We start from the raw sequence: 26354 nt of genomic DNA, 5'->3' as shown, positions 1-26354 counted from the left end.
TGTAATTGATTTACAAGAGTATAACACGCTGATTATCGCTCTTTAACCAACATTCGCCACTGAAAGCGATGTCTGCAAACGTGTTGGGCGGATTATAAATTAAAGTTTCCTGTCCAACATTGCCTTTAAATTGGCATGGCTTGACCTCGGCAACAGGACGCAGCTAGTCGCCGTCCACCTCCGCTTCCAATTCCCGCTGCAAAGCAAGAATGGCATCCAGCAGTGGTAGCAAGCGTTCGCCAAAGCTTGTCAGATGATATTCCACCCTAGGCGGCACTTCGGCAAACACTACCCGCTCCAAAATCCCTAAAACCATCATGCGGCGGAAATAATAATTTTGCACTTTCGGGGTTAAGCCTTCCAGTGCACGTTCGATTGCGGTTGGTCGGTTAATACCTTCACGGATAAGTGCAAGAATACGTAGCGACCATTTACAGCCGAAGATGGCTTCTATGGTTTCGGCGACATTGAGTGCCGTCTTTGTTTTGAATTCGACATTTGTTCCTGCCTTGGATGCCGCAAATTTTGCCGTTTCTTTCATAAAAGATAGTCACCTTTCAAATTTGTACATTATTTTCAATTGGTTAAATAACCCGTAAAGTGCTTACCAACGGTAGCTTAACCCAAGATGCCGCGTATGCCTTCATTGGCTTTATATTTACTTTACGGGAGAAAACAATGAGTTTGCAAAACAAAGTGGTAGTGATTACCGGAGCTGGCAGTGGCATGGGCCAAGATGCGGCAATCGGTTTTTTTGCGGCTGGCGCAATAGTGGTGCTTAATGGCAGACGCGAACAGCCCTTGGCCGAACTGGCGGAAAAGCTAGACCCCAGCGGAGAACGGGTAGCTTGGCTGGCTGGCGACATAGGTCAAATGGCGATAAGCCAACAAGTCATCGCCCTAGCCATGCAACGGTTTGGGCAGGTTGATGTGCTGGTTAACAACGCCGGTATTTTCCGCACCTTGCCTTTTTTAGAACACACCGAAGCTGACTTTGATGCCTATTTCCATGTCCTCAAGGGCTATTTTTTTACCTCCCAAGCAGCGGTTCAGGCGATGCGTCAAGGTGGGCGCGGCGGTGCTATTATTAATGTCGGTTCTATGTGGTCAGAACATGCCATTGCCGCGACACCGTGCAGTGCCGCCGCCACCGCCAAAGGTGGGGTGCATGCCCTAACCCGCAGCTTGGCGATTGAATTTGCCTCCGATAGCATCCGCGTCAATGCCATAGCCCCCGCTGTGGTTGAAACACCGTTGTTTGATCCCTTACTGACCCCGGAACAATTAGCAGGGTTTAACAGCTTCCATCCTTTAGGGCGTAACGGTCAAGTACATGACACCACTGCCGCTTTTTTGTTTTTGGCTGATAACGACAAGTCAGGATGGATAACAGGCGCGGTATTGCCTTTAGATGGCGGCGTTACTGCCGGGCGGCATTGAAAGCATCTTAGCCGATTCTAATCCGGCATCCGATACATTGCTTCGGGAATTTCTGCTAATCGCGACTCATGGACCCGTTCACCCAAGCCGTAAAAGTGTTGGAAACTCATCAGCAAAGGCCGCCATCGGTTCGGGTCTATGCGGTCGGGATTGCCATCCAGCAAGATGTCGGGATGCAGGTGAACGCGGGTAATACGCATTTCAATGGCGACGAAAAGGCCAGCAACCCGTGGATCATCTTGCATCATGGCAGATTGCCCAGCAACGACGGCTTCCAGTTGAACTGGGCATTCCAATACAAGTGGCGGCGCAACGGTCAGCGACGGCACGGGCGTCAGCCCTGCTGTCTCGAATTTGCGGGGTTCATAGCGGTAACCCATCGCCATGCTTCATGGCTGGGATATTTTCAGTACCCGTCAACCGGGCCAACCTATCCACGGCGTCGACTTCCTTTACGGAGGCCAAATTGAGTGTACATTCGCCTGTCCTGAGCAAATTTTGCGGGGTTTGGGAGGAATTGGCAAAGCCCAACATACACCGTCAGCCGAGCCACCACGCCGAAGACATTGGCGCAAGGTTCGCAGTACCATCTTCATTGATGGTGCTGACTAAAATGACTGGAGTGCCAAAATAAAGGATCGGGGGTTTGCCGAGAATATGGGCGTGTTGCATGTTTGACTCCAAAGCAGATGTGGTTGTGGTTGAAAACAGCCACAGGTTATCGCGTTTGTTTGGCGGCAACACTCCGATAATTGCGCTTAAATTAATTGGTCGGATGCTTGGTTGGAGTTCTTCGCTATCGATATTTTTGGCTATGTCACCGTTAATTGTTGAAGAAATTTTATTTTCTGTGAAAAGCCTTATTTCATGCGGATTGTAGTTTTTGCTTAAAGCCGCGTCGTTTAAGGCTTCCATAATTAACGGTGACATAGCCATATTTTTTGATGTATGGATTAGTCCTTTTACTGTTAGGACAGTAACAATATCTTTACCCGCCGTTAGCGACCAGCTCCCATAAATGCGCGGCGACCAATGCCCGCCACGGCGCAAAGCCCTCAAGCCATTTCTGGGTCTGGTTTTCATCCATGACCCCATCGTGATCCAATAGCATTTGCAAGCCACGCCGGACAGCGGCATCGCCGTGCAGTGATCCGTCCAACCAACCATAGCCACGTAATAGCGCGTAATTGACCGTCCAAGGTCCTATGCCGCGGACCGCCAATAATTGTTGCCGGATTTGTGCTATCGACGGCTCTTCTTTCGAGATATTCAATACCAGTTCACCAGATGCCACCATTTGGCTCACCGTCAGCAAAGTTTGCGCTTTGCTTTGCGAAAATCCCGTCTGGCGTAACTCGTTTATGCTTAAATCCTTAACAAGTTGTGCATCCGGGTAGCAATATAAGCCGCTAGAATGCTGTAAGCCGACCAACTGGATTAATTTACGGCGTATTGAAACAGCGGCGGCAACGCTGATTTGCTGTCCGGTAATCGCCCAAGTTAAGGCTTCAAATACCGACGGTGCAACTGGCACCCGCAATCCGGATTGTTTCTGGATCAACTTGCCAAGCTGCGGATGTCGGGCAACGCCTTCCTCAAAAATTTCAACGGCTTGATCCAATCCCAGCATTCGGGTTGCCAATGCGGTCAATTCGTCAACTTTAGCTGAAGCAAGCGGATGATCGATGCTGAGTTCTATTTCAGCGCACAAGGGCAAGAAGCGGACTGTCAAACAAGCGGGGGCGCCCTGCCAGATAATCCCTTTACCCAAACAATTGCCCTCGACTGTTTCAGCAATCGCCAACGCATCGCGGTTATGGAAAGTCAGAATGTCCATCATTCGATAATTTGTTGGCAAGGGTAGCGTCGTGCATGACACAACGGTGGCATTCATTCTTCACTCTCCCGCCGTAACAACGCGGCTTTACGTTCCACACCCCAGCGGTAACCCGATAAACTGCCATCTGAGCGCACGACCCGATGGCAGGGAATCGCTACCGCCAGGGTATTGGCAGCGCACGCGCCTGCCACCGCGCGAACTGATTTTGGTGAACCGATGCGCTGAGCAATATCGGTGTAACTGACTTTTGCGCCTACCGGAATTTGCCGCAAGGCTTGCCAAACCCGCTGCTGAAAGGCTGTTCCGCGCAAGTCTAGTGGCAAATCCAAGCCAATGGCGGGCGCTTCGACAAAGCTCACCACTTGGGCAACCCATTGTTCGAATTCGCTATCGCCACCGATGAGTTCTGCTTGAGGGAAACGGTCTTGTAATTCCTCCGCCAAGCGGTTGGGGTCATCGCCCAAGGCAATTGCACACAGCCCGATGTCGCTAGCAGCGACCAGAATCGCGCCCAACGCGCATTCACCCAAGGCAAAACGAATCCGGCTATTGGTGCCGCCCTTACGATAATCGGAGGGCGTCATACCTAGCAATTGCGGTGCTTGTTCATAAAAACGGCTGTTGGCGTTATAGCCTGCATTATAGATGGCAGAAGTGACCGACTGGCTGGTCACCAATTGTATCCGTACCCGATGGCTGCGCTGGGCTGTCGCATAGGCTTTTGGTGTCAAACCCGTGATTGCCTTAAAAACTCGGTGGAAGTGGAAAGTGCTAAGTCCAGCAATTGCCGCCAACTCGGCGAGGCTAGATTCTGTTTCCGCTGTTTCCAACAAACGGCAAATGTCGCTGACTTTGTCGGCATGTTGTTCGCGCAAGGAAGGCTGATCCGGTTTGCAACGTCGGCAAGGACGAAAACCAGCGGTTTCGGCTTCTTCCCGGCTAGTATGAAAAAGCACATTTTCCGGTTTGGCGGTGCGTGAAGGGCAAGAAGGGCGGCAATAAACACCTGTGGTTTTGACCGAATAGTAAAACTTGCCATCGGCGTTTATATCGCGGGCCAGTACGGCTTGCCAACGGGGATCGTCTTTAGTCGGCAAGATGATGGTGTTGGCAGAGTTTGGCATGTTCGATCCTAGCAATCATGAATGCCAGCAATTTACGCTAATTTGAGGCATAAACCACTCTGGGTCTTGCTTTCAAATTTGGCTGTGTTGCTATCAAAAAGGTTACAAGTTAACTTGAGTCATTTACGAAGGAAACCCGCTCTGTAAGCTTGAGCGAAACCGCCAGGCCTTGATAAAAAACTAAACTTCAAAACCGCCAACGGAAGGCGCGTCCCTTTGACCGACTTGTTGGTCATAAAAGAAAACCAGGGCCAAACTTGTATTAAAGCCCAATATTGAGCTTGTTACGCCACTACAGTGGCAACATAAACGCCTGATTTATTTTAATTTTAGCAGCGCAGGTGAATTTAAGCGTGTCAGTTTCGCTGGCATTTCTAAACAACAAATGTTTTTTTGTTGCTGAGTCTTGATAGGAATCTCCTGCATGTAGCGTTTTTAACTTCTCACCTTCATATTGCGATTCCGCAACCCCCTTAATAACATAGCACAAGCCAATCACAGGATGGGTGTGTGCTACGCTGGCAAATTTAGGGGGAAACTCGACCAACATTAACCTGAGTTCTTCATCACTACCCGCAATACTGGCCCTTTCAATAACTTTTCGGGATACCTGAGTTGCAATTAATTTTTCCTCACTTGGCGAACTGCTTAAAATGACTGGGGAAGATAAGTTGCCAGCAACACTAGCACAGCCACTAAGAACTGTAATAGTGAGCGCAGAAATTATATATTTCATGGTGGGTTCGATTTCAAATTGAAGATGCCCTTGAAGTCCAATGGGGTAGTGGTAAAAATTAATTGAATACATGGCAGAGGTTTTTTTGATGCCATCTTTACAAAACAACATTACGTTGATTTTTACCATTACCCCAACCCAATTTCTACTTCGCGCTTAACCCTGGGATATGGCTGTTTTCAGTTCATCATTTGTCATTGCTTTCCCTGCAATACCCCAAGCGCCATCAACGGCATGAACAACATTGACCCAAATCTGATCCTTCGGGAGTTTGCCATCTGCGGCTTCAAATACGATGTTGGTCGCCTCTTCAATATAGCCAATTTGTATTTCACGAGTAGCAAATGCAAACGAAGGCACTTTCCACTCTACCCAAGCGGCTGGAAGTTCTTTGCCACCTGTAAAAGTCGCCCCGTTTGGCAATATATGTACTTGACCAGTAACTACTGGGGTCATCACTTTATTGCCTGTCAACCCATGCCATTTCAACATGGAATCTGTCAGTTTTTCGATTACTTGATTTACGGCCTCATTAGGTAAAACACCTGTGGTAAATGTCAGCGTAAGTGGCATGATTTTTCTCCTGTTGTGTTAGTCAAGATTGCTTTCACGGTCTTTAAATAACGACCGTAATCTATAATTACATAACGGTCGTTATGCTGTCAAGAATAACGACCGTTATTTTTTGATATAATGTGTTATACAAAAATTAAGGTGGAATGATGGCGAGATACAAACAAGACCAAAAAGAGCAAACACGCGAAAACATTATCGCGGCAGCCGGACGGTGTTTTAAAAAAAGTGGCTACAACGGCATTGGTGTTGATGGGCTTGCCAAAGAGGCAGGGGTAACTTCTGGGGCTTTTTATGGACACTTTGATTCCAAGCAAACTGCGTTCACAGCGGCGATTATCTCAGGGCTCAGTCAATTAGAAGTCGGCATCAAGCAGTTTCAAAATGAATACGGGGCAAAATGGTGGCCAGAATTTGCCAAGTTCTATATGAACCAAAAACGCACCTGCGACTTGGCTGAAAGTTGCGCATTACAAAGCCTGACTCCGGAAATAGGCCGCTCTGATGAAGCAATTCGTGAGATATTTGAAACAGAGCTGCTCAAGGTTCTGGATGCAGCTAATGAGGGTTCATCGCAAACCAGTAAGCAAACCGTCAATGAAAAAACACTGGTTAATCTAGCTATGCTGATAGGTGGCGTTACGTTGGCTCGTGCGGTTAAAGATGAGGCGTTAGCCACCGAAATTGCAAATGCCATACAAAATGTAATGCTTAATGAACAAAAATAAGACAAGTGCCTAACGTTACGGCAATGGACACGCCGTACTCACGCACCGGAATGGGCGGAAGCTAATACGGGCATTCCTACGACACCATCCATATTTTAGCGTATGGACATGCCACAACCCGACCTGCCGAAATTCGTATGGGTGTAGTTTTATTCACAGCAGGCGTTACAGCTGTTCAGGACTTATATATTATATTTCAATAACTTGCAGTAAGATGCACCCTATATTCGCGTGGCGAATAACCAAACTTCTTTGGCTCTATATGGCTTTTGGGGTCTTTTTAACCAAAACAGCCAATAACGAAAACAGCAAGCCTTTACCGCGTTTTCTGACATTATGGACAAACTCAAAAAAGCTCAGGTACAACGGCAACTTGGCCTGTGAAATGCCGCGATGCGGGCGCAGCCAGGAGCGCAGCAGCGACCAGAAGCCTTCCATGGTGTTCGAATGGACTTCGCAGAAGCCGTCACCATCTTCATCGCGGGCGTATTCACCCGCCGAATGGTTGACGGTCTTATGCGGGTAGCCCCAGGACTCCAAACGGCTATAAATGTTGTATTCGTCGGTATAGATTGGTGTGCCGGGCATAATGGTTTGTAAGATCAAGGGCTTGATGGTGGCCTGTTGGACGTTGTCGAGCATCCTGATGACGACTTCCCTGGTGCGTTGGATCATGCCGAAGACGGGCGGCTTTCCGTCGCCAAGGTGCCGCGCCCACGCGCACCTTGCAGGCGGCGGCAACGGGGCTTCCTTCCGGCTTCGGCGACCTTTTTAGGCTGGCCTTTGTGGCCTGCAACGATGTAGACTTCGTCGCATTCGGCCACCCCAGATAGGGTTATGGGCTCTTTTTTTTATCTAGACCTAAGCGCAGGTGTTCGGTCATATACTGTAGATCGTCCTTGTTCAAGTCCAGTTCTTGGGCGATCTGCCGGTTGGACAGGTCTGGCCCCATAAAGTACAGGCACAGCACCCAGGCCGACAACGGCTGGTGATGCCCCGACAAGACCGTCCCGGTCAGGTCATCGAAGCGTTTGCCACAGGCCTTGCACTGGTAACGCTGGCAGGTGCGTTGCGGGCTGTCGTAGCCGCGCCGGATCGTGTCGCCGCTGTCGCAATGCGGGCAGGTGACACCGTCGGCCCAACGCAACTGCCGGATGGTGGCATAGCATTGGGCTTCGCTGACTAGTTGTTTGATGGTTATGATTGAGGTTTCCATCAGACTATTTTATCAAAAGACCTCAAAACACATATTGAGCCGGATTTTTAAAGGTGCTGGATGAACGGACAATCGGTTTTGCCGATTTTCGCGGTAATATCCAGTATCTGAGCGTTGGCAATTTGCAAGCCAATCACCGTATTTCGCTGATTTTGATGGATTACGCCAATCGGCAACGCCTAAAAATTTGGGGAACGGTACGCATCGCCCACGCAGATACCGAACCGGACTTGCTCGCGCAATTGGAAGTGCCGACCTATCGGGCGCGGGTCGAGCGGGGCATCATCATTCATATTGAAGCTTTGGATTGGAATTGCCCGCAACATATCACACCACGCTACAGCCAAGCGCAAGTGGAAGCAATGATTGCGCCCTTATTGGCGGAGATTGAACGCTTGCAAACGATAAATAACAAATCACAAGAAGAGGAGACACCATGATAAAACTATACGAATTTGCTGTTTCCGGTAACGCCCATAAAGTCAGATTAATGCTGTCATTATTGGGTTTGGCTTATGAAGGCATCGCCGTCGATGGCCTAAACAAACAACACAAAACTGCCGAGTTTTTGGCAATGAACCCGTTCGGTCAAGTTCCGGTGTTGATTGATGGTGAATTTACTTTGCGCGATAGCAACGCCATTTTAGTGTACTTGGCAAGACAATACGGTGATGCGCATTGGTTGCCGAACGAACCCAAAGCCCTAGCGCAAGTGATGGCGTGGCTGGCAACCTCCGCCAACGAACTGGCTTGGGGGCCAAGCCGCTTACGGGTGCATTACAAATTCGGACGCGAGATAAACGTCGAAGAATCCGAGCAAATCACCGCCAATTTGTTGGCAATATTAGAAAGGCAATTGACGCATAACGATTGGCTGGCTTTAGACCATATCACCATCGCCGACATTGCCATTTACCCGTACATTGCCCTAGCACCGGAAGCTAATATTGACCTTACCGATTATCCCACGATAATCGCCTGGCTGCGCCGCATCCAAGCCTTACCGAATTATGTCGGTATGGCAGGCATGTGGGAAGTCTGAGCTTTATAAATGATTTTCCACGAACGGCACGAAAAGCACGAAAAAGCTTAAAAAATGGAATCCAAAACATGTTTGGACTCCAGATAATGCAACTCTAAAAACGTTTTGTTCGTGCTTTTCGTGTCTTTCGTGGACAAAAATCAAATCACCAGAGGAACAAACCATGACAACCATCGTAGAAGAACCCCGCCCACCCTTTCCACCGTTCACCCGCGACACCGCCGCGCAAAAAGTCCGTATGGCGGAAGATGGCTGGAACAACCGTAACCCTGAACGCGTGGCACTGGCTTACACCGCCGACAGCCAATGGCGCAACCGTAACGAATTTCCCAAGGGCCGCGAGCAAATTATCGAATTCTTGACCCGCAAATGGGCGACCGAACACGAATACCGTTTGATCAAAGAACTCTGGGCGTACACCGACAACCACATCGCCGTACGTTTTGCTTACGAATGGCATAACGACAAAGGCGAATGGTTCCGTTCTTACGGCAATGAAAATTGGGAATTTGCTGACAACGGCCTGATGCAGAAACGCTATGCCAGCATCAATGATTTGGCGATTGCCGAATCGGAAAGGCTGTTCCATTGGCCTCAAGGCCGCCGTCCTGACGGACATCCTGGTTTGGCGGAGTTAGGTTTATAAATAAGGGCATTGCCGTAGATATCCTTGGAAAAACTACCGTCTTGAAGAAAAAACGCTCACCTAGGAGTTATCTATGAACCACTATTGGAAAAAATGCCTATTTTATTTGTTATTGCTGGCACCATTGGCGGCAACCGCCAATACCGAACCTCCGGTTATTGTCATAAAGGCCAGTAAGTTCTTATTCCAACCCACCAAAATTGAGTTGAAAAAAGACCAGACGGTCATTTTGGAATTTACCAGCAGCGATAGGTTGCACGGCTTCTCCTTGCCGGATTTTGCCGTCCGTGCCGATATTGAGCCGGGAAAGCCCATGCGGGTTAGCTTCACCCACGATAAGGCGGGTTCGTTTGTCTTCCGTTGCGATATTTTTTGCGGCGATGGCCATGAAGAAATGGCCGGGGAAATTATCGTTCGGGACGAAGGTTAAACGTTATGCCAGTTAATCGTAGACAATTTATCAGCTTAGCAGCCGGAAGTTTGGCATCCAGTCCGTTCATCTCTGCAGCGTTTGTAAAGCCAAAGATTAAAGCCATTGCTTTCGACGGTTTCACCGTGTTGGACCCCCGGCCTATTTTTGCTTTGGCGGAATCCCTTTTTCCTGAACAAGGTGTTGCCTTAGGCAATAGTTGGCGGATCAGACAATTTGAATATAGCTGGTTGCGCACCTTATCGGGAAATTATGTCGGGTTTATGCAAGTCACCGAAGAGGCCTTGGTTTTCGCCGCCAAATCCCTCAAGCTCCAATTGACCGCAAGCCAGAAGCAACAGCTCATGGATAGTTATTATGCGCTACGGGCTTGGCCTGATGCCTTGCCGATCCTGAAGTCGTTAAAAGCGATGGATCTGCATTTGGCATTCTTATCCAATTTACCTGTGGATGTGCTGGATGCTGCGGTCAAAAATTCGGGTTTCACGGGGCTTTTTGACGCGCATTTAAGCACGGACAAGATACGGGCGTTCAAGCCTGATCCCCGCGCATACCAGATGGGTGTCGATGCTTTCCACTTGCAACGGGAAGAAATCGCTTTTGCCGCGTTCGGTGGCTGGGATGCCGCCGGAGCAAAATGGTTTGGCTATCCTACCGTTTGGATTAATCGTCTGAATGTCCCGCTTGAAGAGTTGGGTGTCAGTGCCGATAAGACTGGCAACGATTTACGTGTTTTGCAAGATTTTGTGGAGAATTATTAGGGTCAAATTGTATTTATGGGAACTTGGGTGAGTTACTTTTATTTGTTCTGCACCATTGTGTTGGAGTCAATCGGCGTCGCTTTGCTGAATAAATCAGACGGGTTTAGGCATTGGCAATATCTGCTTGGCGGATTGCTTTTTTTCAACATCGCGATGGCGTTAACAAGGTATGGATATGACCATTGCCAATACCACATAGGCGGGAGCCGGAATTTTGATTGTCGCCATGTTGGGGTACTGGCTTTTCCATGAGCGCTATCAAGTCATGCAATATGTCCATATTGGCTTTGTTTTGATCGGGATTATCGGCTTGAATGTGTCTGGATTTGGTAAATAAACGGCCCTATGGAAACGCACACAATCAATTTCTGGAAAATGCCTGATGCCGATAAACGCGTCTATTTTTTTGCGTTCCTTGCCATGATGGCTTTTGCTGGCAATTCCTTGCTGTGCCGTTTAGCACTGAAACACGCAGTCATTGATGCGGCGAATTTTACGACGATCCGGATCATGTCCGGTGCCTTGGTGCTTGGCTTGCTTGTCCGTTTGCGTGGCGGTGTCTATGGCACGGCAGGGAGTTGGTGGTCGGCGTTGGCGTTGTTCGTTTACGCGGCGGGATTTTCTTTTGCTTATAACCATTTGCCTACCGCGCTTGGGGCCTTATTGCTGTTTGGTGCCGTACAGGCCACCATGCTGGGTTACGGGCTATGGCATGGCGAACGCTTGAGCCGGAAACAAACCGTGGCGATTATCTGTTCCTTTGCTGGTTTCGTCGCTCTCCTGTCACCCCCATTTGCCGCACCGCCGTTGCCCAGTGCCTTATTGATGACCGCCGCAGGTGTGGCTTGGGGTGTTTATTCTTTACGCGGAAAACAGGCCGGAGATCCGCTGTTGGCGACAGCGGGCAACTTTTTACGGGCATCCGCCTTTGCCGCTGCACTTAGCTTGGTGTTATGGGCAGGGCTTTTGCCCGATAAAATGGGTGTCGTTTACGCCATCGGTTCCGGGGTATTCGCTTCTGGATTAGGCTATGCCATTTGGTACAAAGCCTTATCAGGCCTACCTGCCACCCATGCCGCGACCATGCAACTCAGCGTGCCGGTCTTTGCGGCTGTAGGGGGCGTGATATTTCTGGGTGAAGCCATCACCTTACCTTTTTTCCTCGCTTCGACGGCGATACTGGGCGGCATTGCGGTGATGATTTTTGATAAGGCCCAAGCCCCGTGATGCCAGCATAAGCTTTTCAGGATTACGCAATAACTTGTCCACTACGGTATTACAGGTTACTATTTCATTGAATTTGTTCAATTAAGTAGAGTAAGCCCATGCACAGGACTGCAACTAGCCCGCCGCCATCCGCATTTTTTATTGCTGGCCATCTGGCCTTGGATTTTATTAATACCGAGATGGGGTCTGGGGACGCTCGCGTGGAGTGCCTGACCGATGATGCCCAAGTGCTGGCATGGCTACAACGTGCCAGCGTTAGTGTTGACATGGCCGGGTTGTCGGCCCACGGGTCATCGGGTGCCTTACACGCCGCTGCACTGGAATTGCGCGAAACAGCCAAACAACTGTTGTTGGCGCGTAAAACATCGGCATACGAAAATCCTGTAATCCTTAACCGATTTCTGGCCCGCAGTTGCCACTATCAGGAATTGCATTGGGAAAACGGGAACCCGCCTGCATGCTTGCATCACCAGCGCATCAGCACCTTGGTAGACTTGCTGGTGCCTGTCGCCGAAGCCATTGCCGAATTGGTCGTTAGCAGTGATTTTAATCTGGTCAAACAATGTGAAAACCCCGTTTGCACCTTATGGTTTTATGACCGCACTAAATCTCATCAACGCCGCTGGTGCGATATGTCCTTATGCGGCAACCGCATGAAAGTCGCCGCTTTCCGTGCTAAGCTTAAAAGCAAATAACCTCCCCAAAATATCCCCGTCATTTTTGTTTGCTGCTGTTTTGGCCACCACCAAAACAGCATTAGCGTCGTCTTACGTAAAACCAAGTAGGGCCTTAAGCCTTTTAACCCACTAAAACACTTAGCCATCCCCTATTTTTCAAGCCGGAATCGTCCCGAGCTGACCTTCGCTTTCTACAAGCTTTATTTTTCACCCCTGCCATTCGTTTTATTGTTCTAACCATTATTCCAAATCGAATAAATCAATTTATTTTCAATAAGATGACTTCATTTCATGGCAATGGAGAGCCGATGCGCCGCGCTTCTGTCTAGGTATTCTCACGTCCAAAATATAGTAACCCATAAAAATACATTTGACAGGTTACAAGTATATTGTCACTATTAATACGCAATTTTAATGGTTACAAGGTCGTGTCATGGACAAAACAAAAATACTCTTTTCAGTGGCCGCCGCCATTTCGGTATCGGCGGTATTATTTTTTCAACCGCTTTCAATGGCTTCCGCTACGGCGGCAAAATTGTCAGCAACCCACCATAAGGAAGTCACAATGAACAAAACTTACTATCGCTATGCAAACGTCAAAGGCCTTAAGGTTTTCTACCGCGAAGCGGGCGACCCGAAAAACCCGACCATCGTGTTGCTGCATGGCTTTCCGACCTCGTCACACATGTACCGCGAACTTATTCCGGCTTTAGCGGACAAGTTCCATTTGGTTGCGCCGGACTATATCGGCTTTGGCCAGTCGGACGCACCGTCAAACACCGATTTCAAATACACGTTTGCGGCCTTGACCGAACATGTCGACGGTTTGCTTGAGCAACTGAATGTGCAGTCGTACATTTTGTATATGCAGGATTACGGTGGCCCGGTAGGTTTCCGGTTGTTTGCGGAACATCCCGAAGCGGTAAAAGGTTTTGTGGTGCAAAATTCCAATGCCTATATGGAAGGGGTAGGGGATGCGCCTAAAAAAGTCTTCCTGCCCTTATGGGAAAAACGCGATGCCGCATCCGAAGCTGCCGCCCACAGTTTTTTAACCGCAGACACGACTAAATTCCAATATACCTTTGGCGCGAAGAATCCTGATGCCATCAGCCCCGATAACTGGACGATAGATCAAGCCTTGCTGGATCGGTCAGGTACGGCGGCTTACCAAATCGACTTGCTTGAAGACTACAAGACCAATGTCGGTGCGTATGATGCTTGGCATGTGTTGTTTAAAAAATATCAGCCCAAGACACTGATCGTTTGGGGAAAGAATGACCCGTTCTTTATTCCTGCAGGAGCTGAAGCCTTTAAAAAAGACATTCCGGCGGCAAAAATAGTCTGGTACGAAACCGGGCATTTCGCGCTTGAAGAACACGCCGAGGATATTGCTGGCGAAATTAAAGCGGCTTTTCCAACTAAATAGTTGCCTTGAATGGGGGGGAGTCCAAAACTTGTTTTGGACTCCAGAAGTAAAAATCCAACCCGGCTAGGAATAGCCGGAAACCAAAGGATAAAAACCAATGACTCAAAAACGTACGGTGATTGTCACGGGAGCCAGCCGTGGCATAGGCCGGGCAACAGCCATCCGTTTAGCACAGGATTTTGACCGGGTCGTCGCGGTCGCGCGAAGTGCCGAAAACTTGCAAAATACGGCGGAAGAAATCCGCACAGCGGGAGCGATACCACTTGTATTGGTTCAAGATATGCGCGATGACATTGCCGCGCAACGCGTGGTTTCTGAAACGTTGGCGATGGGCGGACGGATAGATGCGGTCGTCAATATCGCCGGGGCAGTGCCACAAACCCATATTCTGACCATGACCGATAACGAATGGCAGGAAGGTTTGGCGCTTAAATTCCATGCGGCGCGGAAATTGGTGATTGCCGCTTGGCAGGCCTTGCAGTCCAGCCAAGGCTCGGTTATTTTCATGTCGGGCGCTATGGCAGTTACTCCCAAGCCTTCTTTAGCGGCAGTCGGATCAATTAATGCCGCTATTGCCGCCTTAGCGAAAGCGTTTTCCGAGCAGGGCATTGTCGATGGTGTGCAAGTTAATAGCGTAATGCCAGGGCCGGTAATGACTGACCGTCGCCACAAGATGTTGGAGAACTTTGCCCGTGACCGTGGCTTGGATTATGAATTGGCAGTGACGGTATTTACCAAAGAAAGCGGCATCACCCGCTTTGGCAAACCGGAAGAAATTGCCGCCTTAATTGCCTTTGCCTTATCTCCCGCAGCCCGCTGGATGACAGGTTCGACGTTAAGGATGGATGGCGGTGAAGTAAAAGCGGTTTAATGATGCTCCGGTAATGGTATGTTTTATAACATTTTAGACTGACAATTGAGAGGCCATATGCGTGTATTTAAGTCCATGCCCACCTGTAATGGTCAAGTAAATTTGGACACTTGTTTGCCTCAGCCTTGTCTGCGTCCGTCACGGAATAGGGAAATCGCCATGCCGTTACAGAAAAATACAGGTGCAGTCCGCCGTTTTGCCAAACTGACGTCGTTTGCCGCTTGGTTGCAAAATCTTCTTGGTAAACTGACACAGCCACCATTCCGGCTCATCCAAATTGGCTCGGCGTTTTGGCAGTCTCTCGTGTTGTATTTAGCAAAGGTTTTTGCAATAGAAATAAGAGGAATTGCCATTCGGGATGCCTCTTTAAAAAAGGCCGTTAAATTTAACCGTAGACTGAAGCGTTTTATAAATTAGTTTAAATCATATGCTTACGTGTTTTTTACATGATTAGTTTAATTCCAATTACAACTTTAGTTTAACGAACGCCCACCTCGTGGCTTTCCGGGGCGAGATGGCGTTGGTAAGCACCCCAGTCGTCCGTATAGAAGCGGCGGATGCCGAACGGTTCAAGCAAGGCCTTAAGTTCTTCGAAGACCGTGTCTTTGCGCTTGCCGAACACATACGCCAAAATGGTGTTGGTGGTGTGGTCGACCGCATACCAAAGCCAGCGCTGGTTGGACTTGCCGCCGACATACGACCATTGTTCGTCCAGTTCGGCCTCCGGGCAGGCCATTTCCAGCCGTACCGCCAGCTCCCTGTCTGTTCCAGGCCATAAGCATCTACACATCTTTGATTAGTTATTTTAAAACAAGTAGTTAGCATGTTTTACGAAAAGTGCCAATTTCATAAAAATCAAATGGTTGCAAAACTTGTGTAGATACTTATGGTTCCAGGCCGGAAGTTGGGGTTCATCCGGACGATGGTGCCGACTTTTTTTTTTTAAGATGCGGATGACCGTGTTCTTGCTGATCTTCAGCACCCGCGCCGTGTCACGGATGCCGCTGCCGTTGATGGCCATATCGACGACCTGTGGCTTGACACCCGGCTCAAGGGCTTTATAGCGGTAGCTGAGCATGAAGGTTTTGGTCGCGCACTCCGGGTTCCGGCAGCGGTATCGTTGAACTCCCAACGCGCTACGCCCTGATTTCATAATTTTGTTGCTGCCGCAAGTCGGACAGGTAATTTCTTGATAGCATGTCATAGACTGCTATTTTAAGACAAATTACAGATTAGACCCACTACCGACAATTTATTCGTGTTTGTTATCAATCACCTTGGTAAACCCAAAAAGATTGTCACATGGCTACTCAAGGGCAAGAAACGTTAGATATGGAATATTGTGCCGATAGCATAGAGGTTGCCGTTGCCGTCAGCTTTCAAGTCCAAGCTATAACAAGAGGCTGAAATGTCCACCCAATCCATTGTGAATAACTATTCCGATGAGGTTGGGGTTAGTTGAGGAAGGATGTTGTTTTACTCAAAGACAAAACGTCTTGATCTATCCGTATTCAAATATTAACCGCCATGCAATTGCCAAAATTCGGTAGGATTAAGAATGGGATAACGGTCGGCCAAGACCAATAAATCCTTATCGCCTGTGACCAGATAATTGGCCTGGGCAGCCAACAATGTGCCGAGGACTGGCTGGTCAGCGGCATCACGTAAATTCGGGTCTACGGTTTGCACTGGCTCCACCAGATCGGCCAGAAAAGACAGGCTATCGACAAACTCGCTGATTTCTAGGTTTGTCCATCCTAGACGATGGTTGAGCTTGGGCAATACCCGCTGCAATTCATCCAAGATATACTGGGACAGTACCACATCCACACCGCCGCTTCGCCACGCGGAAACAATTTTTCCGGGAATGGAGGTTGGATAGGCCGTGCCGGAAAGCAACACGTTGGTATCCAAAACAATTTTCAATCGCGCCATATCAATTAGCCGGATGCCGCACATCCGCAACCAAGGCATCGATTTCAGATAGCCCCTCATCCTGAGGCACCTCTGCATAGGAATCGGCAATGTGTTGGCTCAGTGTATCGAAGCGGTCCTTGAAACGCCGGATACGTTCGAACATAGGCGCATCAACCAACGCCGCCACGGTTTTACCGTCCTTTTTGATCACAATAGCATCATGGCGATATTGGACTTGGTTCAGCATTTCACCCAAGTTTTGCCTGAACGTGACCGCGCTTACTTCATTAATCATGTCGTCACCCATAGGTTAAAGTAATTATATTGGTCATTATGACCATATATGTCAACCGTTATAGTTGCCTTATTTGTAAGGGGTAGTTTGTACAAGGTTAGTTATCTATACTAAGCGTTTAATAAAGTGAATTATATTAGCGTTAAACTGAAAGGATTATTTATAATAAAACCCATCCGACACAGTTTCCGCACCTACACGATTGATATGCCAAAACTCACCGACACCTACGCCCGTGCCTACGACTGCTGCGACGCGGTCTTCACCGAACTCGGGCGCTTCCCGACCATCGACCTGATCCGCGAGCGCATCGGCGTCAACAGCCCGGTGACCATCAAGAAGGCCATGAACGAATGGACGCGGCATTTTGCCGAACAGCATTTTGACAAGCTTAACCGCCCGGATGTGCCAGTGGCGCTGGCCCAGGCGATGGAACAGGCCTGGAAGTTGGCGGTGGTCGAGGCGGAAAAAGCGTACCTGCAAAAGGAGCGGGGTTACCAACAAACCGTGGCCGACCAGCAGGCGGCGATGGACGCCTTGGCACAGGACAAGGCGGGCTTGGCCCAAACCCTGGCTGCGGTGGAGGCGAGGTTAGCGGAAAGTGAAGGGCAGGTGGTGGCGCTGCGCGGTGAATTGGAGGCGCAAGCGGAAACCGTCCGGTTGCTGTCGGGGCAACGGGACGCTACGGAACAGCAGCTCACCCAACAACTTGCGTTGGCGGTGGAACAGGACTTGCGTTGGCGGCAACAGCAGGAGCAGGACCAGGCGTGGTTTGCCCGCCGCATCCTGGAGGAACGGCAGTTTGCCGAGGACAAGCTCAAGGACAAGCTGGAACGCCAGGCTTTACAGGTTGCCGTCTTGAGGGAGTCGGAAGCCGCTCTACAAAACACGGGCATCGGCTTGCGGCGGGAGCTGCGGCGGCTGGAGGTTGCGTTGGCGGAAAGCCAACAAAATATCAAGCAACCGTTTAAGTTCAAGCCAAACAGCAAGACCCACAAAAAGGCCGGGCAAGGGCAGGGCGGGTAGGCAATGGCCAACGCTTGGCAATCGCAAAAGCGGCGGCCGGAAAAACCCGGGTGCCGCTTTTGCCGAATCCGTATTGATGCTGGCGTGTGGCCTGTTTGCTCCCATTGTAGGCCGTTGGACGGACATGCGGTTGATGTCCGAACGGCAAGCGATGGGCTTTAGTTGACGATAGTATGCCCACGCTGGCGCATACAGGTTTTGAATGCCCGTTTAAAGGTCTCGTTGGCCTGATAGCCTTCCCATAAGCCGGCGGGGATGGCCAAAATGGCACCGCCCGCTGCGCCGGTCGCGGCACTGCCCGCGACCGCACCAATTGCTGCGCCGCCCGCTGCGCCCGTGACGGCGCCAACACCGGCGCCCAGGGCGACTTCTTTGGTGATATCCGATGCCTGGGCTGCCAGTGCCTTACACTCGCCCATGTCGCGCTGGGTGGTGTCTGGGTGTTGGTCCAAGCGGGGATCGACAATCGGTTGCCAGCCGCTCATGGAGGCGCACCCCGTGGCCAATGCAGCCAGCACCAGCAGGGTTGATAAATGAGCTGTTTTCATGTTTTTTTCAATAGTCGGTATGGGTTGGCCTTTATAAACAGATGCCTATAGAGGGTATTGGATAAATCCGTATCTGTAGAAACCGTTATTTCATCAAAGCGTGCGCTGACCCGCGCCAAGGTGGATGGCCATAAACCGGCCACTCAACAGAGAGCAAACGACGTCAACGGACACCTCACAGGTTTTTGCAATCGGGCACGCCTTCCAGTTTCGTGCAGGGCCAGTCTAGCCTGCGAAGATGAATGGGGGATGAGTGCAGCATTAAAATAACATTAAAGTCCGGCGGCTGGGTCACGCCCATCCCTGGCGACATTTAAACAAATCACCCATCAAATGCTGTCCCCTGCGTCTGGCTAGGGAGAGCATGGATTAGTTTAAAAGGAAGACTGGGACGCGGTTTAGCTTGCAAACCCTTGAAGATTCAGTGCTGAAACATAAGCTTGTTGGCACTAACATTTTAAGCCAATGTGCCTGAAAATGTGTCCGGATTTACTTGGCCATTACAAAATTATTAGGTGCATATTGTTCGTTTACGGACTTTAAAGTTGTGTTCATGTATTGAATGTCCACCTCATTTAATTGTGCAAAACTTGGGCTTTCCTCAATAAGGCTTTTTACTTGATCAAAAGGCATATCGTAGCGGTCGATATTCAGCTCGCCTATCCTGTTTAAAACATTTACCGAAAGATCATCTCTTTGCAACAAACTGTCTATTGTTTTACTTACGCTGCTATCAAATCGCCCTGCATAAGTAATTTGACATAAGTTTTATGGTATAAAATATAAGCTTTTTGAGCCACCGCCCCCATGCCACGTTTAAAATTTGTCCGGCCACTCAGCGACACAGACAAGCAAGAGTTGGATGCGCTTTACAAGACCCACCCAAACTTTAAGGTGCGAAGACGCGCCCACGCCTTGTTGCTGAGCGGCAGCGGGCATACGATAAACCAGCTACAAGCCATTTTCCAGGTTGACCGTGACCCTATCAGCCAGTGGATCAACCGCTTCAACGCGCAAGGTGTCGGCGGGCTTGGGGATTTGCCGCGCTCCGGGCGGCCACCGATTTACACGCCCGAAGAAATCGCACTGTTCCGGGCCCAATTGGACGAAGAACCGCGCCAAATCAAGCAGGCCCAAGCCCTTCTGGAGGCCCGGACCCGGAAAAAGTCGGCGACCGGGACGTTAAGGCGCATTTTAAAAAAACCGGTTATTCATGGCGGCGGTGCAGGCGCTCCGTAAAAAGCAGGCGTTGTGCCGAGGGCTTTGCCAAGGCCAAGGACATCCAAACCGCCCTGAAAAAATGGGACGATGAAGACAAAATCAGCCTGTTCTATTTTGACGAATCCGGCTTCAGCACCACGTCCTCCGTGCCTTACGCCTGGCAACCCAAAGGCCAGACGTTGGAAATCCCCTGTTTCCATAGCCAGCGCCTCAATGTCCTGGGGTTTGTTTCCCGGGACAGCCGGTCTTTTTTCCACACCGTTGAAGGGAGCGTCAAAACTGAACAGGTGGCCGGAGCCTTCGACCAGTTCGCCGCACACTATGGCGACGGCTACGCCGTCCATAAAAAACCGTGCGTCGTCATTATTGACAACGCTTCCATGCACACCAGCCGCGCCTTTCTGGCACGCCGCGACGACTGGATGGCGCAAGGTGTCGTGTTGCATTATCTGCCGCCCTATAGCCCTGAGCCCGACCTGATCGAAATCGTCTGGCGCAAGATCAAGTATGAATGGCTGCCCCTATCGTGCTATGCCAGTTACGGGACATTGAAACAGGCCGTATTGGACATCCTTTCAAAATTCGGCGATGAATACCGGGTTACTTTTGTGTAATTACTTAATACCATATCATTATCAATGAGTTGAAAATGATACGGTAAACACAAAAAACAAATAATTCAGTCGAAATACCACCCAAAATCTATCTTATTCAAAAAGTTTCAAATTTAGTTACACGTTTGTTCTAAATTTAGTTCGTTGGACGGATGCTGGAAATCTTCCTTTGACAGCCCGACCAGCCGTTTGTATTCTTCGGGGTTGTCAGTGGGTAACTGGGCATACGGTTTCATGGCTTTTTGGCGGTTCAGGATAAGGCTTGCTATTTTAACCTGACGGTATATAGGGTCAGCAACATTTAGGAAGGCTATGTCACCGTTAATTATGGAAGGCTTAAACAACGTGGCTTTGGGCGAAAACCACAAGCCGCATTAAATATGGCTTTTGTCAGAAAGTAAAAAATTTTCAACAATTAACGGTGACATAGCTTTTAGGAAAGATGTCTACTAAGTTAGGACTTTCGCTATACCCTGCAAAGCAGTGTGGAAAATTTGCCAGTTTTGGCAAGAAAAGAGCGTCAAAATTTACCAGAAGATTTTGTTATCCTATTGTTTTTAAATAGCCCGTAGTCGAAAATTACTGGAAAAGGTGATGCTGGTTAGTGGTAAATATTGCAAGCCGTTTTACACTCAGGTATTTTAATGAGGTGGCCCTGCCATCCCATTGTTGTACGATTGACTAAAGCAAACGATTCAGGAATAATGACCGGAGATTGCCGGAGCAGATGCCTGCCCATCTTTTTAAGCCCCTCAGATGGGTAACTAGGAAGTGTTAGGGCTTTGCGAAAAGTCAGCATACCGTTTCGCCTATACAATAACATCTGTGAAAAACTATTTTACCTGTCAACTATCGTCATCTTCCCATGATTACCAAAATTCCAGATTCCCCTGAAGCGACCCTGAACCTGACACCCGAAGAACGGGAGTTTGTTGAAAAATACAAGAATGACGCAACCCGCTGGGCGATAGGCAAGGTGGCGGAAGGCCTCTTTGGCGAAACGATTGCGGCAGCGCTTTCCGGGTCGCTATTCAACGTGATCGGCATCGGCATCACCGATACAGCGGAGACATACCATCGGGAAGTGATGGAGGAGATGCGCAAGATTGAGGGTCAGATTAGCGCGATGCAGCAGGCGATCAGCGAGTTAAAGAACGCGATTATCATTGTTGGTAACCTGATCGAAGCCGAAGTGTTGGCTGATCGGCTCCAAATGCTGGTTCTTGAAGCTAATGTGATCATAGAGCACTTTAGACTGATTAGCAACGACATCGCCGACCTGCCCAGCGAAAAAGGCGCGGCGGCAGCGCTTGATTTGTTTGGCCGGCTGGGGCAGCCCAACGATACCGCCGTGGCGCTCGCAATGAGCAACATCAACAGCATCCTGCTCACGACCTCGGCAGCCAATCCGGGGGTGCTGGCACGACTGGCAACATACCTGCACGATCAGATGACGACGTGGGCCGCCACGCCTGCTAACTACACTAACCGCCCCTGGGCCGATGGGACACCTGACGGTTGCCGAGTGTATATGGATACGCCAGTTCTGGTGGCCAGGAAGCTACATAACGGTGCCCTCGACGCCGCCAGGGCTGTGTTGCCCGTGGTAGGGGAACTGTTCCAGCAGGTGTTGGCCGTACAGGTACAAGGGCTTGTCTTTCTAGGGGCTGCGTGGCACAACGGCCCGCAGCAGCCGGAGTTGCTGACGCAGATCCAGATGCTGATGACACAGATTGGCCTGATGCAAGGCTTTCACGCCTCTGCGTCGGCCCTTCTCAATCAGACGGCCATTAGCAACCTGCGTACCTACGGGGTGCGCCCGAGACTACGGCTGCGCCCCTCGTATACCAGCCACGACGGCTCGTTTCCAGTTCCGTTCGACGATGCCTGGATTTTATGGGATGAGCTAATTGAACAGAAGCCATTCGGCGAGTCAAACTCGCAGTTTTCCATCGTGCGTAATCCTTGGGACGCCGGGCAGGATAATCCGTTGACCTGGCGGTTATACCGCAACGATTACTGCCCGAGTTGGACGTGGGTTACATCCTGTGGAGCGCCCTATTACAAGTTGCCCAAGTTCGAAGACAAACCATTACCCCTTGTGTTCGACGTGCTGAATACGTTGCCGTCCAAGATTCCGAGTCCGGCACTGCAACACTTGCTCAGTATTAATCCGAAATGGGATCCATTCAGGCGAAATGACCGGAGAGAGTAATAAATTTGGTTTTGTCGCAAATATTTACAAGAGCCTGGGCCGGCCTGATTGGCGGGCAAAGCTAGCCTGCCAAATGGATAAATTGCTGTTAGGCGGGAAGTCCCTTCCCGGCAAGTTGTCCCTTGCGGATCATATGGGCGGTTTCGATCCCATTGAGGGTGGCCTGGGCGGCACGGAAAGTTTTGAACCCCAACATTGGCTCGGTTATCTTTTTGATACCCCTAGGTTCTGTTGACGTTTCATCGTAGCCATAAGAGCACGGAGGCAAATGACAACATCCCCCTGTAATTAATGGCTTTTTTCTCATATCTGGTGGCAATCCTGCGGTAGTGCTTGAGCTTGCCGAACATACATTCGATGACGTGCCGCTCCTTATAATGGCAATAATCGCAGTCAATTTCTTCTTTCCTGTTCGATTTGGGCGGGATGACGGCTTTTATCCCCCGTATTTCCAACCACTCCCGTAAGGCATTGGTGTCGTAGGCCTTGTCCGCCAAAACGGCGCGGGCACTGAGGTTTTCCAACAAGGGGATAGCCTGCCTGCACTCCGCCCCTTGGCTGCCCGTCAGGATGAATCTGACCGGTAGCCCCAAGGCATCACAGACCGCATGGATCTTGCAGCCAAAGCCACCTTTGGAACGCCCCCAACGCCTCTTCCTTGGCGGAGCTGTTTGCCGCCCCCGCCGCACAGGCATGTGCCCTGATTACCGACCCATCCATGGAAACATCCTGTAAATCAGCGGCTTCGGAAAAATATCCGAGGAGTTTCTCCCAAGCCCCATTCGCGCACCAGCGCGAGAAACGTTTGAAGATGGTGTTCCATTTGCCGTACGTTGGCGGCAAAACCCGCCACTGCGCCCCCGAACGTAATATCCACAGGCAAGCCCCAACGAACCGCTTGCATTGCTCGGGACAGCCGACATGGATGCACGGCAATTGTTTTAAGAACGCCAATAAGCGGCCCCACTCGTCATCACTCAGCTCTATTCGGTTCATGCCATCCAAATCGGATAATCTTAACCTATTCGACAAACGTCAACAGAACCTAGTACTCAGTCATTTTTTTATTGTCGGGTAAAGTTTTTTCAATTTTACCCGGGCATCTTCACTGGTAAATCGCCATTCCATAGGCTGAGCAATAGCATTTCTTTGTTCTTGCCAAGCTGCGATTTCCATCCTTAATGTTTCTTGATCCGGAATGCACCGATCCAGACATTGGCGAGACAAGATGCTCAATTCTATTTCCGCCATATTTAACCAACTGCCATGTTTGGGCGTGTAGTGGATTTCCAATTTATCCAGAATTCTTCGCGCTTCCTCAGGGGCGAACGCCTTATACAGCGATGCTCCCGTGTGGGTGTTCAAATTATCCATAACCAGTGTGATGCGCTCAGCACGAGGGTACTCGACATCAGCCAGGTTGCGGATTTGATGCGCCCAATCCACCGCCGTCCGTTGATCCGTTACCACCACATGCCGTTTCCCCTCTAACGGTTCAAAAAATAGGAACAGATTACTCACCCCATTACGTTGGGTGCTAATAAACAAAAGGCTCTAAAGTTTCACGGGATTTTTGCTAACTTATTGTTCATAAAGGTCTACAGACGATTTTCAACTTCTCAAATTTTAGCTGATTTTAGGAATGTTTTTTTGAGAGCCTACAACCCGACGGAATCGACCATTTTTTCATCCGAGAAATCATATTCCCCCTGCAAGTTAAAATGGCTCCACCGCATGACGGAATCATTGCGGATGGCTTCCGTGAGTTCATTCTTCCGCTCTTCGTTATTGTCCTTGCCCAGTTCTTTGGCAAGATAAAGGTAGTTCCAACAAATCAGGGTGTTTTTGATGAGCCGGCGGCAGCCTTCCGCAATGTCCTGGTCTTCTTTTTCGCCTTGGCTGAACGCGTGGTCGTTGCCCAGTGAAATCGCCTTGGACAATTTATTCGACCCCTCCACTTTGTTGAGCTGCTTCTCAATCGCTTGCCTGAATTCAAGGTCGTCTGCATACTTCAGGATAAACAGCGTCTTGGGAATCTTCCCAAATTCTTTCAATGCCTTATAAAGCGGATGTTGCTTGGAGTAGGAATTCAACCGCCTAAAAAGCTGCGATGCCGTCGTCTTTTTCAGTTTGATGGTCGCAATAAACCGCAACATGTCGTCCCACTGGGTGCCAGCAATTTCCTCATTGATATACCGGTCAGGTTGAAAGCCTTGGGTGTCTTGCCCCGTGGTTTTCGTTTTTCCGTTCCTGAACGCATACAGCTTCTGGCGGCCCAGCCCTTTGATGCGAGGTGCAAACGTGAAATTCAGGAAATAAGTGGCGGCAAATACCACTTCCGAATAACCGTGCGTGTCCGTTGAATGAATATCGCTTTTTATAACATCGTTGTGCATCAGGCCATCAATGACATAGGCCGCTTCACGCTCGGCGGAACTGATGACCGTGGAATGCCACATCATCTGGCGCATATCGATGAAACTGATTACGCTTGCGCCTTTGTCTTTCCCCAAATATTTGAAGGAATAGTTGGCGTTGAGTGAATCAACAGACACCCCGACTTTTTGCCCATCACTGGATGTGTGCAACTGGCCGGCTTGGTTCCGGTAAATGTCCGGTATCTCCATCTTATCCATGAATTGTAAAATGCGGTCATTCGCGCTTTGGACGTTAGCCAACGAAAAATACCAATTCAGCGTGTTGTCCAATTCGTTTTCATTGATCTGCCTGGAAATTTGCGCCAGTTTACGGTGGCCAATATCGCAGCCATAGGCCATGATCCCCGCGAAGAAAACCTTCTTGGCCGGTTTTGTGTGCCGGCTCTTCATCTGCCAATGTTCAAATTCATCCAGGAAACCGGCCGCGTTATCAACCGTCGCCAGCGCTTCAAGCAGGGGGATGTATTTCCGCTCCGGAAATATCCCGGCCAATGGCAAGCTATCCACTTCCTCAAGCTTGGGTGTTGAAACATGGAACGTGCCGTCGCTGCGAAACGTCAGGTAGGGATTGTCGCCAGCTATGAAGCGGTTATTGGTTTCCCCGTAACGGCAATCAACGGCCTGGGACAACGCTTTCAATGTTGCCTGGCAATCAGAATAGTGGCTTAATTCCGCCCTTTGCAAGTATTCATCCCGGTTTTCATCCCAATCGGGTTTCGGGATCATATAATCATCCAGGGAACGGTATTTTTCTGAATGCAGCAGGTTGAGTACGCCGGATTTGATAGCATCTGCAACCGCAAGATAGAGTAGCGCCTTATAGAGGGACACCCGAAACTTGCCGTCTTGAGCGACTATCAAGCTTCGCTGCTCAAGCGTTAAAAAAGCAATCGGCGCCTGCTTGTCGATATTTCCAGACTTGTTCTGGTAATACACGATGGCTTCCAGTAACAAGGGCTTGCCGCAATTCGGATCAAAAATCGCTTGCCGCACAATATCGGCAACGCGGCCTTGGAGTTTGAGGGAGCGTTTTTCGAGCAGGTCATAGTAACCAATACCCTGTTGCTGAAGAGTGGCCAGTTCATCCTTGAAATCGTTGATGCGCTGCTCGTCAATCGAAACAAAGTTGTGCTAACCCGATGAAAATATATTTCATTGTATTCAATATGTTAAAAATTCCATCGCTAAAATTAGCACACTTTTATTAGAACTCAAAACGAAATAAAGTCATGCTAATATTGTAAAGGGAAATAAAGTCGTGCTAATGTGATAATGAACTAAACCTATTGTTTTAATTACTAAATCATGAAATAATTTTTTCAAAGCTAACGGGGCGAGTTTTG

At 49.5% G+C, this 26354-nt stretch carries 31 protein-coding genes and 6 pseudogenes; 17 read left to right on the top strand and 20 right to left on the bottom strand.

Translation table 11 applies throughout. The features are described 5' to 3' along the window. Positions 1-163: 163 nt before the first annotated feature. The gene (locus METMI_RS0120705; protein ID WP_019868209.1) at positions 164-541 is read right to left on the bottom strand and encodes a winged helix-turn-helix transcriptional regulator; all 378 of its coding nucleotides are present in this window, start codon (positions 539-541) and stop codon (positions 164-166) included. Between the two features lie 137 nt (positions 542-678). Between METMI_RS0120705 and METMI_RS0120700 the strand changes: the two genes are divergently transcribed. After that, complete coding sequence (locus METMI_RS0120700; protein WP_029151851.1) at positions 679-1440, top strand: SDR family NAD(P)-dependent oxidoreductase; 762 nt, start codon at positions 679-681, stop codon at positions 1438-1440. A 17-nt stretch (positions 1441-1457) separates the two neighbouring features. On the opposite strand, the gene METMI_RS27570 is transcribed toward METMI_RS0120700, so the two are convergent. From METMI_RS27570 to METMI_RS0120670, 6 genes are all read right to left on the bottom strand, one after another. Then, a complete protein-coding gene (locus METMI_RS27570; RefSeq protein ID WP_198007950.1) occupies positions 1458-1826 on the bottom strand; it encodes a flavin reductase in 369 nt (122 codons plus the stop codon). 154 nt (positions 1827-1980) lie between these two features. Next, positions 1981-2355, bottom strand: coding sequence for a hypothetical protein (locus tag METMI_RS27565; RefSeq protein ID WP_198007949.1), 375 nt, complete (start codon positions 2353-2355; stop codon positions 1981-1983). A gap of 73 nt (positions 2356-2428) precedes the next feature. Then, the gene (locus METMI_RS0120690; protein ID WP_029151850.1) at positions 2429-3334 is read right to left on the bottom strand and encodes a DNA-3-methyladenine glycosylase family protein; all 906 of its coding nucleotides are present in this window, start codon (positions 3332-3334) and stop codon (positions 2429-2431) included. Continuing rightward, positions 3331-4404, bottom strand: a complete 1074-nt coding sequence (ada, locus tag METMI_RS0120685; RefSeq protein WP_019868206.1) for a bifunctional DNA-binding transcriptional regulator/O6-methylguanine-DNA methyltransferase Ada — start codon at positions 4402-4404, stop codon at positions 3331-3333. Before ada ends, METMI_RS0120690 begins: the two co-directional genes overlap by 4 nt. A 292-nt stretch (positions 4405-4696) precedes the next feature. Further along, positions 4697-5269 (bottom strand): cupin domain-containing protein, encoded by a 573-nt coding sequence (locus METMI_RS25825; protein WP_019868205.1) that lies wholly within the window; start codon positions 5267-5269, stop codon positions 4697-4699. A 27-nt stretch (positions 5270-5296) separates the two neighbouring features. Then, complete coding sequence (locus METMI_RS0120670) at positions 5297-5713, bottom strand: hypothetical protein (RefSeq protein ID WP_019868204.1); 417 nt, start codon at positions 5711-5713, stop codon at positions 5297-5299. Between the two features lie 146 nt (positions 5714-5859). Between METMI_RS0120670 and METMI_RS0120665 the strand changes: the two genes are divergently transcribed. Further along, the gene (locus tag METMI_RS0120665; protein ID WP_156829929.1) at positions 5860-6441 is read left to right on the top strand and encodes a TetR/AcrR family transcriptional regulator; all 582 of its coding nucleotides are present in this window, start codon (positions 5860-5862) and stop codon (positions 6439-6441) included. Positions 6442-6699: 258 nt separating this feature from the next. Here METMI_RS0120665 and METMI_RS0120660 read toward each other — a convergent pair whose 3' ends face one another. The 3 genes from METMI_RS0120660 to METMI_RS0120650 are packed head-to-tail and all read right to left on the bottom strand — an operon-like array spanning position 6700 to position 7657. Next, a complete protein-coding gene (locus METMI_RS0120660; protein ID WP_232215267.1) occupies positions 6700-7182 on the bottom strand; it encodes an IS1595 family transposase in 483 nt (160 codons plus the stop codon). Next, positions 7113-7265, bottom strand: a complete 153-nt coding sequence (locus tag METMI_RS28040; RefSeq protein ID WP_232215334.1) for a hypothetical protein — start codon at positions 7263-7265, stop codon at positions 7113-7115. The genes METMI_RS0120660 and METMI_RS28040 overlap by 70 nt, the downstream gene beginning before the upstream one ends. 11 nt (positions 7266-7276) lie before the next feature. Continuing rightward, a complete protein-coding gene (locus tag METMI_RS0120650) occupies positions 7277-7657 on the bottom strand; it encodes a transposase (protein WP_029151848.1) in 381 nt (126 codons plus the stop codon). A 53-nt stretch (positions 7658-7710) separates the two neighbouring features. On the opposite strand from METMI_RS0120650, the gene METMI_RS24840 reads away from it, so the two are divergent. The 11 genes from METMI_RS24840 (at position 7711) to METMI_RS28035 (ending at position 15154) form a co-directional block, all read left to right on the top strand. Continuing rightward, positions 7711-8097, top strand: a complete 387-nt coding sequence (locus tag METMI_RS24840) for a pyridoxamine 5'-phosphate oxidase family protein (protein WP_019868201.1) — start codon at positions 7711-7713, stop codon at positions 8095-8097. Then, positions 8094-8699 carry a glutathione S-transferase family protein gene (locus METMI_RS0120640; RefSeq protein ID WP_019868200.1) on the top strand — a complete coding sequence of 202 codons (606 nt, stop codon included), beginning with the start codon at positions 8094-8096 and terminating at the stop codon, positions 8697-8699. Before METMI_RS24840 ends, METMI_RS0120640 begins: the two co-directional genes overlap by 4 nt. 163 nt (positions 8700-8862) lie before the next feature. Next, the gene (locus tag METMI_RS0120635; protein ID WP_019868199.1) at positions 8863-9345 is read left to right on the top strand and encodes a nuclear transport factor 2 family protein; all 483 of its coding nucleotides are present in this window, start codon (positions 8863-8865) and stop codon (positions 9343-9345) included. 73 nt (positions 9346-9418) lie between these two features. Beyond that, positions 9419-9775 (top strand): cupredoxin domain-containing protein, encoded by a 357-nt coding sequence (locus METMI_RS0120630; RefSeq protein WP_019868198.1) that lies wholly within the window; start codon positions 9419-9421, stop codon positions 9773-9775. A gap of 5 nt (positions 9776-9780) precedes the next feature. Then, positions 9781-10536: a haloacid dehalogenase type II gene (locus METMI_RS0120625; RefSeq protein ID WP_019868197.1), complete on the top strand. Its 756-nt coding sequence runs from the start codon at positions 9781-9783 to the stop codon at positions 10534-10536. Positions 10537-10551: 15 nt separating this feature from the next. Continuing rightward, complete coding sequence (locus METMI_RS28350) at positions 10552-10788, top strand: SMR family transporter (RefSeq protein ID WP_083930430.1); 237 nt, start codon at positions 10552-10554, stop codon at positions 10786-10788. A gap of 93 nt (positions 10789-10881) precedes the next feature. Beyond that, on the top strand, positions 10882-11763 hold the full coding sequence (locus tag METMI_RS0120615) for a DMT family transporter (protein ID WP_156829928.1): 882 nt from the start codon (positions 10882-10884) through the stop codon (positions 11761-11763). A gap of 98 nt (positions 11764-11861) precedes the next feature. Then, a complete protein-coding gene (locus METMI_RS0120610) occupies positions 11862-12458 on the top strand; it encodes a CGNR zinc finger domain-containing protein (RefSeq protein ID WP_029151847.1) in 597 nt (198 codons plus the stop codon). 415 nt (positions 12459-12873) lie between these two features. Continuing rightward, positions 12874-13866, top strand: coding sequence for an alpha/beta fold hydrolase (locus METMI_RS0120605; protein WP_019868192.1), 993 nt, complete (start codon positions 12874-12876; stop codon positions 13864-13866). A 97-nt stretch (positions 13867-13963) separates the two neighbouring features. Continuing rightward, positions 13964-14737, top strand: a complete 774-nt coding sequence (locus METMI_RS0120600) for an SDR family oxidoreductase (protein WP_019868191.1) — start codon at positions 13964-13966, stop codon at positions 14735-14737. A gap of 159 nt (positions 14738-14896) precedes the next feature. Next, positions 14897-15154, top strand: a complete 258-nt coding sequence (locus METMI_RS28035; protein ID WP_019868190.1) for a hypothetical protein — start codon at positions 14897-14899, stop codon at positions 15152-15154. A 64-nt stretch (positions 15155-15218) separates the two neighbouring features. Here METMI_RS28035 and METMI_RS0120590 read toward each other — a convergent pair. From METMI_RS0120590 to METMI_RS0120570, 4 genes and pseudogenes are all read right to left on the bottom strand, one after another. Further along, positions 15219-15503 (bottom strand): annotated as a pseudogene (locus METMI_RS0120590) (IS1 family transposase); the annotation flags it as partial. A gap of 165 nt (positions 15504-15668) precedes the next feature. Next, a pseudogene (locus tag METMI_RS26540) lies at positions 15669-15941 on the bottom strand (IS1-like element transposase); the annotation flags it as partial. Positions 15942-16255: 314 nt separating this feature from the next. Further along, positions 16256-16672, bottom strand: a complete 417-nt coding sequence (locus METMI_RS0120575) for a putative toxin-antitoxin system toxin component, PIN family (RefSeq protein ID WP_029151845.1) — start codon at positions 16670-16672, stop codon at positions 16256-16258. Between the two features lies 1 nt (position 16673). Continuing rightward, positions 16674-16949 carry a type II toxin-antitoxin system Phd/YefM family antitoxin gene (locus METMI_RS0120570; RefSeq protein ID WP_029151844.1) on the bottom strand — a complete coding sequence of 92 codons (276 nt, stop codon included), beginning with the start codon at positions 16947-16949 and terminating at the stop codon, positions 16674-16676. Between the two features lie 207 nt (positions 16950-17156). On the opposite strand from METMI_RS0120570, the gene METMI_RS0120565 reads away from it, so the two are divergent. After that, on the top strand, positions 17157-17975 hold the full coding sequence (locus tag METMI_RS0120565) for a DNA-binding protein (RefSeq protein WP_156829927.1): 819 nt from the start codon (positions 17157-17159) through the stop codon (positions 17973-17975). A gap of 158 nt (positions 17976-18133) precedes the next feature. On the opposite strand, the gene METMI_RS0120560 is transcribed toward METMI_RS0120565, so the two are convergent. Beyond that, positions 18134-18523: a glycine zipper family protein gene (locus METMI_RS0120560; RefSeq protein ID WP_019868185.1), complete on the bottom strand. Its 390-nt coding sequence runs from the start codon at positions 18521-18523 to the stop codon at positions 18134-18136. A 489-nt stretch (positions 18524-19012) separates the two neighbouring features. Then, positions 19013-19225, bottom strand: coding sequence for a hypothetical protein (locus METMI_RS27240; protein WP_156829926.1), 213 nt, complete (start codon positions 19223-19225; stop codon positions 19013-19015). 105 nt (positions 19226-19330) lie between these two features. Here METMI_RS27240 and METMI_RS28030 point away from each other — a divergent pair. The 3 genes and pseudogenes from METMI_RS28030 to METMI_RS0120530 form a co-directional block, all read left to right on the top strand. Next, a pseudogene (locus METMI_RS28030) lies at positions 19331-19708 on the top strand (helix-turn-helix domain-containing protein); the annotation flags it as partial. After that, positions 19624-20358 carry an IS630 family transposase gene (locus METMI_RS27235; protein ID WP_232215326.1) on the top strand — a complete coding sequence of 245 codons (735 nt, stop codon included), beginning with the start codon at positions 19624-19626 and terminating at the stop codon, positions 20356-20358. The pseudogene METMI_RS28030 and the gene METMI_RS27235, both read left to right, overlap by 85 nt. 865 nt (positions 20359-21223) lie before the next feature. Continuing rightward, positions 21224-22573, top strand: coding sequence for a hypothetical protein (locus tag METMI_RS0120530; RefSeq protein WP_019868181.1), 1350 nt, complete (start codon positions 21224-21226; stop codon positions 22571-22573). 88 nt (positions 22574-22661) lie between these two features. Here the strand turns inward: METMI_RS0120530 and METMI_RS26530 are convergent. From METMI_RS26530 to METMI_RS0120505, 4 genes and pseudogenes are all read right to left on the bottom strand, one after another. Beyond that, positions 22662-22796: pseudogene (locus METMI_RS26530) on the bottom strand (IS6 family transposase); the annotation flags it as partial. Between the two features lie 16 nt (positions 22797-22812). Further along, positions 22813-23569: pseudogene (locus METMI_RS28420) on the bottom strand (IS5 family transposase). 60 nt (positions 23570-23629) lie between these two features. Further along, positions 23630-24106, bottom strand: a pseudogene (locus METMI_RS24820) (IS630 family transposase); the annotation flags it as partial. A gap of 125 nt (positions 24107-24231) precedes the next feature. Beyond that, entirely contained in the window at positions 24232-26004 is a 1773-nt protein-coding gene (locus METMI_RS0120505) for a Tn3 family transposase (protein WP_019868178.1), read from the bottom strand. Between the last annotated feature and the right edge of the window lie 350 nt (positions 26005-26354).

Source organism: Methylovulum miyakonense HT12 (genome assembly GCF_000384075.1).
Lineage (GTDB): Bacteria > Pseudomonadota > Gammaproteobacteria > Methylococcales > Methylomonadaceae > Methylovulum > Methylovulum miyakonense.
Note: the sequence above shows the minus strand (reverse complement) of the source record. Positions and strands in the feature narration are given on the sequence as shown.